Below are 14,201 nucleotides of genomic sequence, written 5' to 3'. Positions count from 1 at the left end.
ATAATACGAACGGAAGCGAAAATGGTTTCAAAAATAAGGAGGGGTTTCATGAAACTGCAAAAATTATTCCAAATGCAGAAAGACCTGGACCGTTTTATCCAGGATAATCGTGGCGTTAGTGAAGACGTCTTCCGCAAAAAAGGCTTGGCATTATTGGTGGAGCTTGCAGAACTCGCAAATGAAACGCGCTGCTTCAAATTTTGGAGCGCAAAAGGCATGTCGGAGCGGTCCGTCATCTTAGAAGAATATGTCGATTCGATTCATTTCCTATTGTCGCTGGGTATCGAAAAAGAATTCGAAGACCTTCAGGAATGGCCAGGACCGGTGGATGAAAGCGATTTGACAGAACTGTTTCTGGGAACCTTCGGAGCGGTCCAAAAATTCATAGCAGAACCTATTCTTGCAAACTATAGAAATGTCTGGAGCTGGTACGGGGCCATCGCCCTCGCCATGGAATTCAGCTATGAAGAAGTGCTGGAAGCGTATGTTCAAAAAAACCAAACCAATTACGAGCGCCAGAACAATGGCTACTGACCGGTAGAGGGAATTTTTTGATAATGGGAAAGGTTTCATTTATAATGGACAAGTATAAACTATTTAGGAGGTCGAACTAATGTCGAATTTGGATGAAACGCTAATCATGCTGAAAGAATTGACAGATGCGAATGGCATTGCCGCTAATGAGCGCCAGCCACGCGAAGTAATGAAAAAATACATAGAGCCATTTGCCGATTCTGTAGAGACGGATGGCCTTGGCAGTTTGATCGCACGAAAAGAAGGACAAGCAGGCGGACCGAAGATCATGGTAGCTGGCCACTTGGATGAAATCGGCTTTATGATTTCCCAGATCGACGATAAAGGCTTCTTGAAATTCCAGACAGTCGGCGGCTGGTGGTCGCAGGTCATGCTTGCACAGCGCGTCACCATCACGACACGCAGCGGAAAAGAAGTGATTGGTGTGATCGGCTCCAAACCGCCGCATATCTTATCTCCCGAAGCGCGCAACAAACCGGTGGATATCAAGGATATGTTCATCGATATCGGTGCATCATCACGCGAAGAAGCGAAAGAATGGGGAATTACACCGGGGGACATGGTGACGCCTTATTTCGAATTCAATGTCATGAACAACGACAAGCTGCTTCTTGCAAAAGCCTGGGACAACCGAATCGGCTGCGCAATTGCAATCGACGTATTGAAAGGGCTGCAAGGCCAGGAACATCCGAACGTCGTGTATGGCGTCGGCGCGGTCCAGGAAGAAGTCGGTTTGCGCGGCGCGAAAACAGCAGCGGCTCTTATCCAGCCGGATATCGGCTTTGCGGTTGATGTAGGTGTTGCAGGTGACACTCCTGGAGTAACGGCACAAGAATCCAACAGCAAAATGGGTGACGGCCCGCAAATCCTGCTGTTTGACGCTTCAATGGTTTCCCATCGCGGTTTGCGTGAACTTGTGGTCGACACGGCGGAAGAAAACGGCATTCCGTATCAATTTGAAACAATTGCTGGCGGCGGAACGGACGCAGGTTCCATCCACTTGACGGCCAACGGTGTACCTTCTCTTGCAATCGGTGTGGCAACCCGCTATATCCATTCGCATGCAGGGATTCTGCATCGCGACGATTATGAGAACGCTGTGAAGCTGATTATCGAAGTGATCAAAAAACTCGACAAAGACACAGTGGCGCGCATTACATTCGAATAAACCGAGGTAACCCCCGCTATTTAGCGGGGGTTTTTATTTTTTAAGGGAAGAGTAGAAGCGGGGAAGAAATTCCTTTATAAAAGAATCCTAAAATAAAAACACAAGAGTTATCAGTTAAATTTTGTTAAGTCTGCTAGACATAATGTTAAGTTTAATGTACATTATGTTATATAAACCAAACAAATGAAAAAGAAAGGAGCAATGCCTATGCTCCGAAACCGAGTAAAAGAGCTGCGGGCGCGATATGGCTTTACGCAAAGCGACTTGGGGAAACGGGTGAATGTGACGCGGCAGACAATTGCGTTCATTGAGAAAGGGGAGTTTTCGCCTTCAATTACGTTGGCGCTGAAGTTGGCTCGTGCACTGGAGACCAGTGTCGACGAATTATTCTGGCTGGAGGGGGACGGGGAAGATGAAAAATGATTTTCGTTTGCAGTATCCGTTATGGATGATGGGATTTATTGTAGTACTTGGCCTTTTTGCTTACGGTATAAGCTCGCCTGTCGTGGAAATTACCGGTACAGAGCTTGAGCAAAGCGTTATGGTCAGCGTGAGCGGGGAAAAAGGATTTTTTACGTTGGGTTCGATAATGCTTTATCTGGTCATGCTGCTGATTTTCTTTTTGCAGCTTCGAAAGCATAATCGTGAAAAGCCAGGCCAAAAAATTTCACCTTTTTCTATACGGCCGCCGGAATATTTGGAGCAGGATGAAGGCATGACGTACATAACGCGTAAAGCGTCCCAAAAAGTCTACACGTTCATCACCTGGGGATTGCCGGCGCTTGCAGCTTTCGCTATGCTTTTTTCTATCTCCAAACTCCTTATCATTTGGGGAATCCTTTTCATCGCTCTTGGGCAGTACTGGATTTATTACCGAGAAATACGCAAACACTTTAAGGAGGAAACAGAATGATCTACGAATATTTTCTAATATTTCTTGGGGCGGCTATTCCGTGGTTCGAAATCGCGTTGGTGATTCCGCTCGGTATCGTCTGGGGTTTGTCGCCATTTTGGGTGATGCTTTTGGCATTTGTCGGAAACATGTTGACGGTGCTTGCGCTAATCGTCGGTTTTGACAAATTTAGAAACTGGTATACGAAGCGCCAAGAAGCGAAAGGAAAGACCGTCAACAAAAAAAGCGACCGCGCAAAACGGATTTGGAACAAATACGGGTTGCCGGGGCTTGCACTTCTCGGACCGCTTTTGATTGGCACGCATATTGCTGCGTTCATCGGAATGACACTCGGCGCTACGAAAAAGAATACAACCATTTGGCTGACCATCAGTATCGGTTTATGGACATTGGCACTTGGCATCCTGACAGCATTAGGCTTCGACTTTTTCACGAGAGCGACATGACCTATGCTATACTGGAGCTATTCTGAAATAAAGGCGTGAACCATAATATGAAGAGAATTGAATCGGTGCAGAACTCGCTCGTCAAACACTGGAAGAAATTAGGGACTACCCGGAAGGAACGCGATAAATTTGCGGAGTTTCTTGTGGAAGGTTTTCATTTGACCGAAGAGGCATTAAAAAAGAAAGACTTGGTTAAGTCGTTGATCGTCCGTGAAGGAGTTGAAGTGCCAGCTGAGTGGGATGTGGAAAATGTTCCCCAATATTCGGTGACGGCAGCAGTTTCAAAAGAAATTTCAGAAACCGAGCATTCCCAAGGGATTTTCGCCCATTGTGCCCAGCCGGAATTTTCCGCAGATGAACAGCAAACTTGGAACACATTGCTGCTGGTAGATGCAGTGCAGGATCCCGGAAATATCGGGACGATGATCCGCACTGCCGCTGCAAGCGGAATCGATGCGGTGATTCTTGGGAAAGGCAGTGCCGACCCGTTCAATCCGAAAACAGTCCGTTCAGCACAGGGATCCCATTTCCAGATTCCTGTAGTCAAAGGGGAACTGCCGGAATGGGTTGCCCAATTGAAAGAACGCGGCATTCCGATTTTTGGTACAGCTCTGCTTAATGCAACTCCCGTACATGAAGTGGAAAGCCGGAACCAATTTGCTTTGATAGTCGGCAATGAAGGCAGCGGCGTTGATCCGCTATTATTGAAGGAAACGGACCAAAATTTAGTCGTGCCATTATACGGCCCTGCAGAATCGCTGAATGTTGCAGTGGCCACAGGGATTCTGCTTTACGGGCTTGTTTCCAAAAGCTGATGTTGAATTCGCTGGAAATTTTTCGTATACTTAAAGTGTAAATAAAGAAAGGCAAAGGCGGGCAAGCAGCGCCGGCGTCTTGATAAAAACAAAAGCAACGACCGGGAAAAGTACGTGGCGCCCTTGCATCCCAGGAAATCTGCACCTTGACTGAAAGTGCGGATATGCAAACGTTTCGGAAGTTCACCCCGCGAGCTGCCCAACGGGACCAGCAAAAATGCTGTAAAGTTGGGCCGGTGAAGAGCCGTTATGTAAATGAGTGATTGCGAATGCGCAATAACTAGGGTGGTACCGCGAATAATGCCTCGTCCCTTTTTAGGGACGGGGCTTTTTTACGTTCAAAGGAGGAGAAACAATGGAAGAGCAATTGCAAGGATTGAAAACCGAAGCGCTGGAGAAAATCGCATCAGCGGCTAATGTCAAAGAACTGAACGATGTACGGGTCGCCTATCTTGGGAAAAAAGGGCCGATTACGGACTTGTTGAAAGGCATGGGGAAATTGCCTGCTGAAGAACGTCCGAAAATGGGTGCGCTTGTTAACGTCGTACGGGAAGATGTAACAGCTTCGCTTGAAGAACGCATGGTGATTCTGGAAGAAGCGGCAATCAATGAAAAATTGCAAAGTGAAACAATCGATATCACTTTGCCGGGGCGTCCCGTAAAAACAGGGAATCCGCATCCGCTGACGCGTGTGGTGGAAGAAATCGAAGATTTGTTCATCTCGATGGGCTATGAAATTGCAGAAGGCCCGGAAGTGGAGAAGGATTATTACAACTTCGAAGCGCTGAACTTGCCGAAAGGACATCCGGCGCGCGATATGCAGGATTCCTTCTATATAACAGAAGATATTCTGCTGCGCACGCATACCTCTCCTGTACAGGCGCGTACAATGGAAGCAAAAGGCGGAGAGCCGATCAAAATCATCTGTCCGGGGAAAGTATACCGCCGTGATAATGACGATGCGACGCATTCCCATCAATTTACGCAAATTGAAGGACTGGTTATTGGGGAAGATATCCGCATGAGCGACCTGAAAGGCACACTTTCGGTATTCGCGAAGAAAATGTTCGGCGAAGACCGTGAAATCCGCCTCCGCCCAAGTTTCTTCCCATTCACGGAACCATCTGTTGAAATGGACATTTCTTGCTTCAAGTGCGGCGGGACTGGATGCAACGTCTGCAAGAAAACCGGCTGGATTGAAATTTTGGGAGCTGGCATGGTCCACCCGAACGTACTGGAAATGGCAGGATACGACTCCAAACGCCTAACGGGCTTCGCTTTCGGCATGGGACCTGAACGCATTGCGATGCTGAAATACGGTGTGGAAGACATTCGGCATTTCTATACAAACGACGTCCGCTTTTTATCCCAATTCCAACGCACTGAAGTTTAAGGAGGAAATTAGAATGCTCGTATCGTTAAAATGGTTAAAAGACTATGTGAATCTGCAAGAATTGCCGGCACAAGAGCTGGCTGAAAAAATTACGCGTTCCGGAATCGAAGTCGATGCAGTCATCGACCGTTCTTTCGGCATGACAAATGTGGTTGTCGGTTATGTGGAAGCCTGCGAAAAACATCCGGAAGCCGATAAACTGTCAATTTGCCAAGTGAATGTCGGCGAAGAGACAACGCAAATCATTTGCGGTGCACCGAATATCGCTGCTGGCCAAAAAGTCATTGTAGCCCGTCCAGGAGCAAAACTGCCGGGCGGCATCAAGATCAAAAAAGCGAAACTGCGCGGCCAAGAGTCGAACGGCATGATCTGCTCGCTCCAGGAACTTGGCATTGAAGGAAAACTTGTGCCGAAAGCTTATGCCGAAGGAATATACGTCTTGCCGGAAGAAGCGGAAATCGGTACAGATGTTGTAACAAATTTTGATCTGGATGATACGGTCCTGGAACTTGGATTAACACCGAACCGCGCTGATGCTATGAGCATGCTCGGCGTAGCATACGAAGTCGGAGCTATTTTGGACGAGGAAGTTTTGCTGCCGGAAATCACGTACTCGGAAGCGGCTGAAAAAGCGGATTCCTTGTTGACTGTTCGTGTGGATGACCCGGAAGTGAATCCGTTATATGTCGCTAAAGTCGTCCGCAACATTAAAGTGCAGGAATCTCCGATGTGGCTGCAGCAACGTCTGATGGCTGCCGGCGTCCGTCCCCACAATAACGTTGTCGACGTAACAAATTACATTTTGATGGAATATGGCCAGCCGCTTCATGCATTTGACTATGATTTGCTTGGCACAGGCAACATTACCGTTCGCCATGCTAAAGAAGGTGAAAAGATTACAACGCTTGACGATGCAGAGCGCACCCTGTCTGCGCATAACCTTGTCATAACAAACGGCGAAAAACCGGTTGCGCTTGCTGGAGTTATGGGAGGCGCCAATTCGGAAGTGAGCGGCTCGACGACAACGGTTGTCATTGAATCGGCTTATTTCGATTCAGGTTCGATCCGCCAAACATCGAAAGACCATGGCCTTCGCAGCGACGCAAGTTCCCGCTACGAAAAAGGCGTGGATCCAAACCGGGTGATTCCGGCTGCAGAACGGGCAGCTGCATTGCTTGCTGAACTGGCTGATGGAGAAGTGCTGGCAGGGTCTGTCGTGTTTGACGCCCTTGACCGCGCGGAAAAAGTGGTTTCAGTATCACCTGATTTCATCAATCAGCGCTTAGGGATGAAAATCCGCTTTGAGGATATGCTGGACATTTTGAACCGTCTGAAATTCAAGACAGAAGCGGCAAATGGCCAACTGGTCATTTCCGTTCCGACGCGCCGCCAGGATATTCAAATCGAAGAAGATGTTGTGGAAGAAATTGCCCGCCTTTATGGCTATGATGAAATTCCGGCGACGCTTCCTGAAATGGAAACAAAACCAGGCGGTTTGACGCCGTACCAAGAAAAACGCCGGGTTGTCCGTTCATTATTAGAAGGTGCCGGCTTGCTTCAAGCGACCACATACTCGCTGACATCGGAAAAGTCTGCCCAGCAATTCGCATTGACAGAGACGGAAACGACAAAGCTTTTAATGCCGATGAGCGAAGAACGCAGCACGTTGCGCCAAAGCCTCCTTCCGCATCTGTTGGAGTCAGTGTCATATAACACGGCAAGAAGAAGCGATTCCGTAGCGCTATACGAGACAGGATCTGTCTTCTTGAAAACGGAAGATGAATTGCTGAACGAAGAAGAACACTTGGCGATAGCCATGACTGGCCTGTGGCTTGATAACAGCTGGCAAGGTGAACGCAAAGAAGCCGACTTTTTTGTGCTGAAAGGCATTGTGGAAAGTTTGTCCGAAAAATTAGGTGTGGAACTGGCATTTGAACGGGGCCAGATGGATGGCCTTCATCCAGGAAGAACCGCGTTCATCATGAATGATGGCAAACGAATTGGTATTCTTGGCCAGCTTCATCCGACCGAACAGAAAGTGCGTGATTTGAAGACAACCATCGTGATGGAACTGAATTTGGCCGAACTGCTCCATAAAAATTCAGAACCACTTGTCTACACGCCGGTGCCGCGTTATCCATCCATATCGCGCGATATCGCGCTCGTCCTGTCAAAAATTGTGGAAGCGGGCACCGTAGTGAACGTGATCCGCAACGCCGGCGGCAAATTGCTGAAAGACGTCCGCGTCTTCGACTTGTATGAAGGCGATAAAATGGAAGCCGGCAAGAAATCGGTGGCGTTCTCGCTGACTTATTTCGATCCGGAAAAAACCTTGACGGATGAAGAAGTGACAGCTGTACATGAAAAAGTATTGCGTGCATTGATGGAAGTCGGCGCAGAGCTGCGGAGTTAATAAAATAGGCATTTTAGTTTGAGGCAGAGCGGAATCTTTTGATTTCGCTCTTTTTTGTGCTTGGATACAGTAAGAAAATATCGATTGCAGTTTAATTAGCAAAAAGGGCTAATTTAATAACTGATCTTATGGAAAAATGTTATCAAGTATTTCTGCTTAGTTAAATATAATTTATAGATACTTATTGTAGTTTACAAGTTGATAGGAGGAAGATAAATGAAAGGAAAGTTTCGGAATGAGAAAAGTATGACTCTGGTAGAATTATTGGCAACAACTATGCTTCCTGCAAAGTCAATGAAGCCATAGGGCCTGATTATGACAGCTCTACTGGAAGCCCGTTATGGGGCCTGATGGATGAGACAAATATCACCTATAATTAGGTTGATTGAAATAGCAGAATGGAAAAACGGAACCCTTGAGTTCCGTTTTTGTAATTGTAATGCCGTTAGTTCAAAGTATTGAACGGAATTATCGGCTCTATTTAAGAAGGAGTTGTTATGAACCTTCCAAAAAAGCTTGAAGATCTTAGGAGCAGTTTTAAAACCTGAGAGGTTAAGATCGGCGCTTCGCCGCGAGCACCTGTGCTTTCTTCGTATTCGCAAAATGAAACTTCGTCAGCGACTTTAAATAATCAGGCCCTTTTTTCAGCAAAATCTTCGCAGCCGTTTCATCAACCCCTTTGCCCGCTCCTTTTGGAAGCGTGACGCCGACTTCTTGGCTCATGCGGTCCATTTCCTCCAAGAAGGCGACACGCGCAATGATTGAAGCGCAGGCGACAGAAACGTGCAACCCTTCCGCTTTAGTGGAGAACAGGACGTTTTCCCGGATGATTTCTTTATCGTTTTTGATGTGGTTGTAGTAGACACCGCGTTCTGCAAACTGGTCGATGAGAATGGCGTCTGGCTTCTCCGGTGCCATTTTCTGCAGCACAAGCTTCAATGCCTGGTTATGCAGCAGCGCTTTGATTTTCCCTTGCGACCAGCCTCTGGCCTGGACTTCATTGTATTTTTCGTTTTTCAGCGTAAGGACGTGGTGGACAAACGCTTCTTTCAAATCCGGTGCGATTTTTCGCATATGATCATCGGTCAGTAATTTGGAATCCTTTACGCCAAGTTCATGGGCGAGGGCGATTTTATCCGAAGGGACGAAGCAGGCGGCGACGGTTATGGGGCCGAAGAAGTCTCCGGTGCCGGTTTCATCGGAACCGAGGACAGAGCGGTCCGCAAAGCCATCAGGCAAAACATCGCCTTTAGTGGAAGCCGCTTTTGCGGCTTCTCCATCAGCCTCTCCCCATTTGCCTGCCTCACGTTCAGCTCCGGCTCCCTGGAACATCACTTTTCCGGAGGTATAGACAGTCACAACCGCATCAGGCAGTTTTGCTGTAAAGCGGACGTACTGGGCTTTGGCAGCCGCTTGCTGGTTCTTGTAGTAGGCGATTACCCGGAGCAGACTTTCCTCTGGTAATTTTAGAACGACATTTGACATGGGTAAGTCTCCTCTCTTATGATTCACAAGCAGCTTGTGTTCATGTTATGATTATGTATAGAATTCTAAAGGGGGATGGAGCATTGTCGGATCAGCAGAAAATTCGCACTTCAGTTGAAATATACGGCCATACTTATAAAATGGTAGGCAGCGAAACTTCCGGGCATATGCGCCTGGTTGCGTCGATGGTTGATGAGAAAATGCGTGAATTCCATGCGATGAATCCATCTCTTGACAGTTCGAAGCTTGCTGTTTTGACGGCGGTTAATGCCGTGAATGACTATCTTAAACTAAAAGAACAAGTAGAACAATTGGAATTTGAACTCCGAAAACTGAAGGGTTGACGAACATGCTTGATATACTGTTATTGATTTTATTGCTTGGCGGCCTTATTGTCGGGGCTAAAAGGGGCCTAGTGGTACAGCTGATCCACATGGTCGGATTTATCATAGCGCTCATAGTTGCGTACCTTTATTATAAACCACTCGCCGAATATTTTGTGCTATGGGTGCCATACCCGGCCATCAGCGAAGGATCGCGTTTTACCATTGCGGTCGAGCAACTCGATCTGGACCAGACGTTCTACCAGCTGTTCGCTTTTGCATTGATTTTCTTTGCGGTGAAATTCGCGCTGCAAGTGCTGGCTTCGATGTTCGATTTCCTGAAGTATTTGCCGCTGCTCGGTTTTGCCAGCAAAATCCTTGGAGCCGTACTTGGCTTGATCGAAGTGTACATACTGTTGTTTATTTTCATATACGTGTTGGCATTGCTTCCGATGGATGCAATCCAAACTCAATTGGAGAATTCCGGGATTGCCCAAACGATGCTGGAGCATACACCCTTTTTCTCCGAGAAAGTAAAAGAATGGTGGTATATTTATATGTAAGTAGGAACTTCTCTCTTACCGAGGGAAGTTTTTTTCAAGTCTGAAACTGGAGGATTCTGCATGAATAAAAAAATTATCATCAGAACGCTTGAGAAAATCGCATTATATATGGAGTTGAAAGGGGAAAACCCGTTCAAAGTTTCGGCATTCCGGAAAGCCGCACAAGCGCTCGAACTTGACCAGCGCAGCCTGGATGAAATCAAGGACGTCACAAAGCTCAAGGGCATCGGAAAAGGGACGGGTGACGTCATCTTGGAATTGATGGCTGACGGGAAATCCACTGTCTTGGAAGAACTGCAAAACGAAGTGCCGAAAGGGCTGCTGCCGCTGATGAAAATTCAGGGCATGGGCGGCAAGAAGATTGCCAAACTCTATAAAGAACTGGGCATCGATTCCGCGGAAGCGTTGATGCAGGCGTGCCTTGCGCACGACATCCAAAAATTGCCGGGCTTCGGGCCGAAGTCGGAAGAAAAAATCTTGAAGGAATTGGCGGATTTTGATTCCAAACCGGGCCGCCATCCGATTTGGCGGACAGAAGAAGCTGTAGGGTTCATCGAAGATGTGCTGTCAAAAATCGAAGCGGTAGCGAAGTTCTCGGTCGCCGGCAGTTACCGGCGTACAAAAGAGACCAGCAAAGACCTCGATTTTATCATTGCGACAACAGATCCGGTCGGTGTGAGAGAACAGCTGCTGGCAGCGCTTCCGGTGGAAGAAACGATAGCGGCAGGCGATACGAAAGTGTCCGTCACAGTAGAATTCCAGGAGAAAATCGACGTTGATTTCCGTTTGGTCGCGCTGGAAGAGTTCGCGACGGCGCTCCACCATTTTACAGGTTCGAAAGACCATAATGTCAAAATGCGCCAGCTCGCAAAATCACAAAACAAGAAAATCAGCGAATACGGTGTGGAACAAAGCGATGGAACGGTCAAGACTTTCGAAAACGAAACCGAGTTTTATGCGCATTTCGACTTGCCATTCATTCCGCCGACAGTCCGGGAAGACGGGCGGGAAATCGACCGCTTGGGGGAATTGCCTCTGCTTGTCGACCTGCCGGACATCAAAGGCGACCTGCATATGCATACGACCTGGTCGGACGGTGCCCACTCCCTGACAGAAATGGTGGAAGCTTGCCGGGATCGGGGCTATAGCTATATGGTCATCACCGACCATTCGCATTATTTGAAAGTGGCCAACGGCTTGACGCCGGAACGCCTGTTGAAACAAAACGCTGAAATCCGCGAATTGAACAGAAAATACGAAGGCATTGAAGTGATGTCCGGGACTGAAATGGATATTTTACCGGACGGCTCGCTTGATTTTGATGATGAAGTGTTGGAGCAGCTCGATTTTGTCATTGCAAGCATCCATTCAAGCTTCCAGCAGCCGCAGGAACAAATCATGGCCCGGATTTTAACGGCTATGAAAAATCCCCATGTGGACATGATTGCGCATCCGACAGGACGTATAGTCGGACAGCGGAGCGGATATGACCCGGACATGGAACAATTGCTGGACTGGGCGAAGGAATATGGTAAAATCGTAGAACTGAACGCCAGCCCGTACCGCTTGGATTTGGCCGTGGAGCATTTGGAAATGGCACAGGAAAAAGGTGTGCCGGTGGCGATCAATACCGATGCCCACGCAATTGACCAGCTGGAAGTCATGGGAACAGGCGTCAAGCATGCACAAAAAGCATGGTTGAAAAAGGACCATGTGGTCAATACATGGCCGCTCGAGAAGTTGCAAGAATACCTGAAAAAATAGGAGGTGTCTCCTTTGATTGCAGAACGTGCGTTAAGGACACTTGAATATTATAAAATCCGGGAAGAAGTGGCGCGTTACTGTACTTCTTCACTCGGAAAATCACATGTTGATGGACTGGTGCCCTCAACAGACATCAACGAAGTCCAGATTTTGCTGGATCAAATGGATGAAGCTGCAAATGTGCTGCGCGTCAAAAACAACGTACCGATGGGCGGAATATTCGATATCCGCATGCACGCCAAGCGTGCCCAGATCGGCGGTATGCTGAGCCCGGTTGAATTGATGGAAGTTTCATCGACCATCCGCGCCAGCCGGATCCTACGCCAGTTTTTTGAAACTATCCAAGAAGAAGGCGGAATTGATATTCCCCATTTCCTTGAAAAAAAAGAGTCGATGCCGATATTGACGTCGCTTGAACACGATATCAACATGTGCATCGACGACAACGGCGGTGTACTGGATAGCGCGAGTGCTGCGCTTCGGACCATCCGCCAGCAGCTGCGTTCCCAGGAAAGCCGTGTTCGGGAACGCCTGGAAAGTTTGATCCGCGGAAAAAATGCGTCAAAAATGCTGTCTGATTCCATCGTGACAATCCGTAACGACCGCTACGTGATTCCGGTCAAACAGGAATACCGCAGCCATTACGGGGGCATTGTGCACGATTCATCGTCTTCAGGCCAGACATTATTCATCGAACCGGACGCAGTGGTTCAAGCGAACAATGAAGTGCGCCGGCTGAAAGTGAAGGAAAAAGAGGAAATCGACCGAATTCTGCAAGTCTTGTCTGCGCAAGTGCAGGAAGTTGCGCATGAATTGTTTACACTGGTCGGAGTGCTCGGCGAAATTGATTTGATCCTGGCAAAGGCGAAATACGGTGCGGCCAATAAATGCTCGAAGCCCGCAATAAATGCAGAAGGCTATATCAACTTGCGCAAAGCCCGCCATCCGCTTATTCCAATCGATGAAGTGGTGGCGAATGATATTGAATTTGGCGGCGACATTACAGCGATTGTCATCACAGGCCCGAATACAGGAGGGAAGACGGTCACGCTTAAAACTGTCGGCCTTTGTACGCTGATGGCTCAAGCCGGCTTGCCGGTGCCGGCACTGGACGGTTCGGAGCTGGCAGTGTTTGATCAAGTGTTTGCGGATATCGGCGATGAACAGTCAATCGAGCAAAGCTTGAGTACATTCTCTTCCCATATGGTCAACATCGTTGATATTTTGACGAAGTTCGATGAAAATTCACTGGTCATCTTTGATGAATTGGGCGCCGGGACCGACCCGCAAGAAGGGGCGGCGCTAGCTATTTCACTTTTGGATGAAGTACATGGACGCGGTGCTCGCGTCATTGCCACGACACATTATCCGGAATTAAAAGCTTACGGCTTTAATCGGCCGGGTGTCGCCAATGCCAGCGTCGAATTTAATGTGGAAACGCTTAGCCCGACCTATCGCCTTTTGATCGGGGTTCCGGGACGAAGCAATGCCTTTGAAATTTCCAAACGGCTCGGTTTGCCGGAACACATTATAAACCATGCGAAAAGCTTTACCGGCACTGATCGGCGAGAAGTCGATTCGATGATCGCTTCTCTTGAAAAGAGCCGCAGGGAATCCGAAAGGGATGCGGAGCGTTCAAGTGAAGTGCTCCAAGAGTCGGAACGATTGAAGAAAGAGCTGGAAGACCAGCTGAAGCAATATGAAAACCAAAAAGAGCGCCTGGAGGAAAAAGCGAAAGAAAAAGCGCGCAAAATTGTAGAGCAGGCGACACGGGAAGCGGAAGCTGTGATGTCTGATTTGCGCAAAATGCAAATGGAACAAGCTTCGGTCGTTAAAGAGCATCAGCTGATCGACGCTAAAAAGCGGCTGGAAGCGGCCATGCCTGAAAACCGGGTCTTGAAAAAAGCTGCGAAAGCCAACCAAACACGCGCCCTCCAACCGAATGATGAAGTGAAAATCATTTCATACGGCCAGAAAGGGACGCTGATCGAAAAAGTATCCGCTAACGAATGGACGGTCCAAATCGGCATTTTGAAGATGAAACTGCCGGAATCTGATTTGTCCTATACAAAACCTGAAAAACAAAAAGAAACCCGCGCTATGGCGACGCTTAAAAACCGCGATTCCCACATTAAGTTAGAGCTTGATTTGCGAGGGGAGCGCTACGAAGATGCACTTGCGCGTGTTGAAAAATATATTGATGATGCTTTACTATCAAATTACCACCAAGTATCGATCATCCATGGCAAAGGCACAGGAGCGCTTCGCCAAGGGGTGCAGCAGTATCTGAAAAAACATCCGCGCGTGAAAAGCTATCGTTTCGGCGAAGCGGGAGAAGGCGGTTCTGGCGTTACGGTTGCTGAACTAAAGTGATTTTTGAAAAG

General features: G+C 48.0%; 13 protein-coding genes and 1 other annotated feature. Of the genes, 12 read left to right on the top strand and 1 reads right to left on the bottom strand.

The genetic code is table 11. The features are described 5' to 3' along the window. The first annotated feature begins 48 nt into the window (after positions 1–48). The 8 genes from FQV30_RS11215 to pheT all read left to right on the top strand — a co-directional run bounded on the left by FQV30_RS11215 (position 49) and on the right by pheT (position 7,682). Complete coding sequence (locus FQV30_RS11215) at positions 49–534, top strand: dUTP diphosphatase (RefSeq protein ID WP_146500236.1); 486 nt, start codon at positions 49–51, stop codon at positions 532–534. 79 nt (positions 535–613) lie between these two features. Next, complete coding sequence (locus FQV30_RS11210) at positions 614–1,702, top strand: M42 family metallopeptidase (protein WP_146500235.1); 1,089 nt, start codon at positions 614–616, stop codon at positions 1,700–1,702. 207 nt (positions 1,703–1,909) lie between these two features. Continuing rightward, entirely contained in the window at positions 1,910–2,125 is a 216-nt protein-coding gene (locus FQV30_RS11205) for a helix-turn-helix transcriptional regulator (RefSeq protein WP_146500234.1), read from the top strand. Continuing rightward, entirely contained in the window at positions 2,115–2,615 is a 501-nt protein-coding gene (locus tag FQV30_RS11200) for a hypothetical protein (protein WP_146500233.1), read from the top strand. The genes FQV30_RS11205 and FQV30_RS11200 overlap by 11 nt, the downstream gene beginning before the upstream one ends. Then, positions 2,612–3,061: a small multi-drug export protein gene (locus FQV30_RS11195; RefSeq protein WP_146500232.1), complete on the top strand. Its 450-nt coding sequence runs from the start codon at positions 2,612–2,614 to the stop codon at positions 3,059–3,061. The genes FQV30_RS11200 and FQV30_RS11195 overlap by 4 nt, the downstream gene beginning before the upstream one ends. 47 nt (positions 3,062–3,108) lie before the next feature. Further along, positions 3,109–3,876 carry a TrmH family RNA methyltransferase gene (locus tag FQV30_RS11190; RefSeq protein WP_146500231.1) on the top strand — a complete coding sequence of 256 codons (768 nt, stop codon included), beginning with the start codon at positions 3,109–3,111 and terminating at the stop codon, positions 3,874–3,876. 88 nt (positions 3,877–3,964) lie between these two features. Then, positions 3,965–4,192, top strand: a binding site (T-box leader). Positions 4,193–4,231: 39 nt separating this feature from the next. Next, a complete protein-coding gene (pheS, locus tag FQV30_RS11185) occupies positions 4,232–5,269 on the top strand; it encodes a phenylalanine--tRNA ligase subunit alpha (RefSeq protein WP_146500230.1) in 1,038 nt (345 codons plus the stop codon). Positions 5,270–5,282: 13 nt separating this feature from the next. After that, positions 5,283–7,682 carry a phenylalanine--tRNA ligase subunit beta gene (pheT, locus tag FQV30_RS11180; protein WP_146500229.1) on the top strand — a complete coding sequence of 800 codons (2,400 nt, stop codon included), beginning with the start codon at positions 5,283–5,285 and terminating at the stop codon, positions 7,680–7,682. A 552-nt stretch (positions 7,683–8,234) separates the two neighbouring features. Here pheT and rnhC read toward each other — a convergent pair. Next, positions 8,235–9,167: a ribonuclease HIII gene (rnhC, locus tag FQV30_RS11175; RefSeq protein WP_146500228.1), complete on the bottom strand. Its 933-nt coding sequence runs from the start codon at positions 9,165–9,167 to the stop codon at positions 8,235–8,237. 83 nt (positions 9,168–9,250) lie between these two features. Between rnhC and zapA the strand changes: the two genes are divergently transcribed. The 4 genes from zapA to FQV30_RS11155 are packed head-to-tail and all read left to right on the top strand — an operon-like array spanning position 9,251 to position 14,190. Beyond that, complete coding sequence (gene zapA, locus FQV30_RS11170) at positions 9,251–9,511, top strand: cell division protein ZapA (RefSeq protein WP_146494444.1); 261 nt, start codon at positions 9,251–9,253, stop codon at positions 9,509–9,511. Positions 9,512–9,516: 5 nt separating this feature from the next. Next, the gene (locus FQV30_RS11165; RefSeq protein ID WP_146500227.1) at positions 9,517–10,053 is read left to right on the top strand and encodes a CvpA family protein; all 537 of its coding nucleotides are present in this window, start codon (positions 9,517–9,519) and stop codon (positions 10,051–10,053) included. A gap of 60 nt (positions 10,054–10,113) precedes the next feature. Further along, entirely contained in the window at positions 10,114–11,817 is a 1,704-nt protein-coding gene (gene polX / locus FQV30_RS11160) for a DNA polymerase/3'-5' exonuclease PolX (protein ID WP_146500226.1), read from the top strand. A 12-nt stretch (positions 11,818–11,829) separates the two neighbouring features. Further along, positions 11,830–14,190: an endonuclease MutS2 gene (locus tag FQV30_RS11155; RefSeq protein WP_146500225.1), complete on the top strand. Its 2,361-nt coding sequence runs from the start codon at positions 11,830–11,832 to the stop codon at positions 14,188–14,190. The last annotated feature ends 11 nt before the right edge of the window (positions 14,191–14,201 follow it).

The organism is Planomicrobium sp. CPCC 101110, from assembly GCF_007859395.1.
Lineage (GTDB): Bacteria > Bacillota > Bacilli > Bacillales_A > Planococcaceae > Planococcus.
The sequence above is the reverse complement of the archived record's forward strand: the minus strand, read 5'-3'. Positions and strand labels throughout refer to the sequence as shown.

Coding starts and splice junctions, on each gene's coding strand:
- FQV30_RS11200 (WP_146500233.1), top strand. CDS start 2,115: ATGAAAAATGATTTTCGTTTGCAGTATCCGTTATGGATGATGGGATTT.
- rnhC (WP_146500228.1), bottom strand. CDS start 9,167: ATGTCAAATGTCGTTCTAAAATTACCAGAGGAAAGTCTGCTCCGGGTA.
- FQV30_RS11195 (WP_146500232.1), top strand. CDS start 2,612: ATGATCTACGAATATTTTCTAATATTTCTTGGGGCGGCTATTCCGTGG.
- pheT (WP_146500229.1), top strand. CDS start 5,283: ATGCTCGTATCGTTAAAATGGTTAAAAGACTATGTGAATCTGCAAGAA.
- pheS (WP_146500230.1), top strand. CDS start 4,232: ATGGAAGAGCAATTGCAAGGATTGAAAACCGAAGCGCTGGAGAAAATC.
- polX (WP_146500226.1), top strand. CDS start 10,114: ATGAATAAAAAAATTATCATCAGAACGCTTGAGAAAATCGCATTATAT.
- FQV30_RS11165 (WP_146500227.1), top strand. CDS start 9,517: ATGCTTGATATACTGTTATTGATTTTATTGCTTGGCGGCCTTATTGTC.
- FQV30_RS11205 (WP_146500234.1), top strand. CDS start 1,910: ATGCTCCGAAACCGAGTAAAAGAGCTGCGGGCGCGATATGGCTTTACG.
- FQV30_RS11210 (WP_146500235.1), top strand. CDS start 614: ATGTCGAATTTGGATGAAACGCTAATCATGCTGAAAGAATTGACAGAT.
- FQV30_RS11190 (WP_146500231.1), top strand. CDS start 3,109: ATGAAGAGAATTGAATCGGTGCAGAACTCGCTCGTCAAACACTGGAAG.
- FQV30_RS11215 (WP_146500236.1), top strand. CDS start 49: ATGAAACTGCAAAAATTATTCCAAATGCAGAAAGACCTGGACCGTTTT.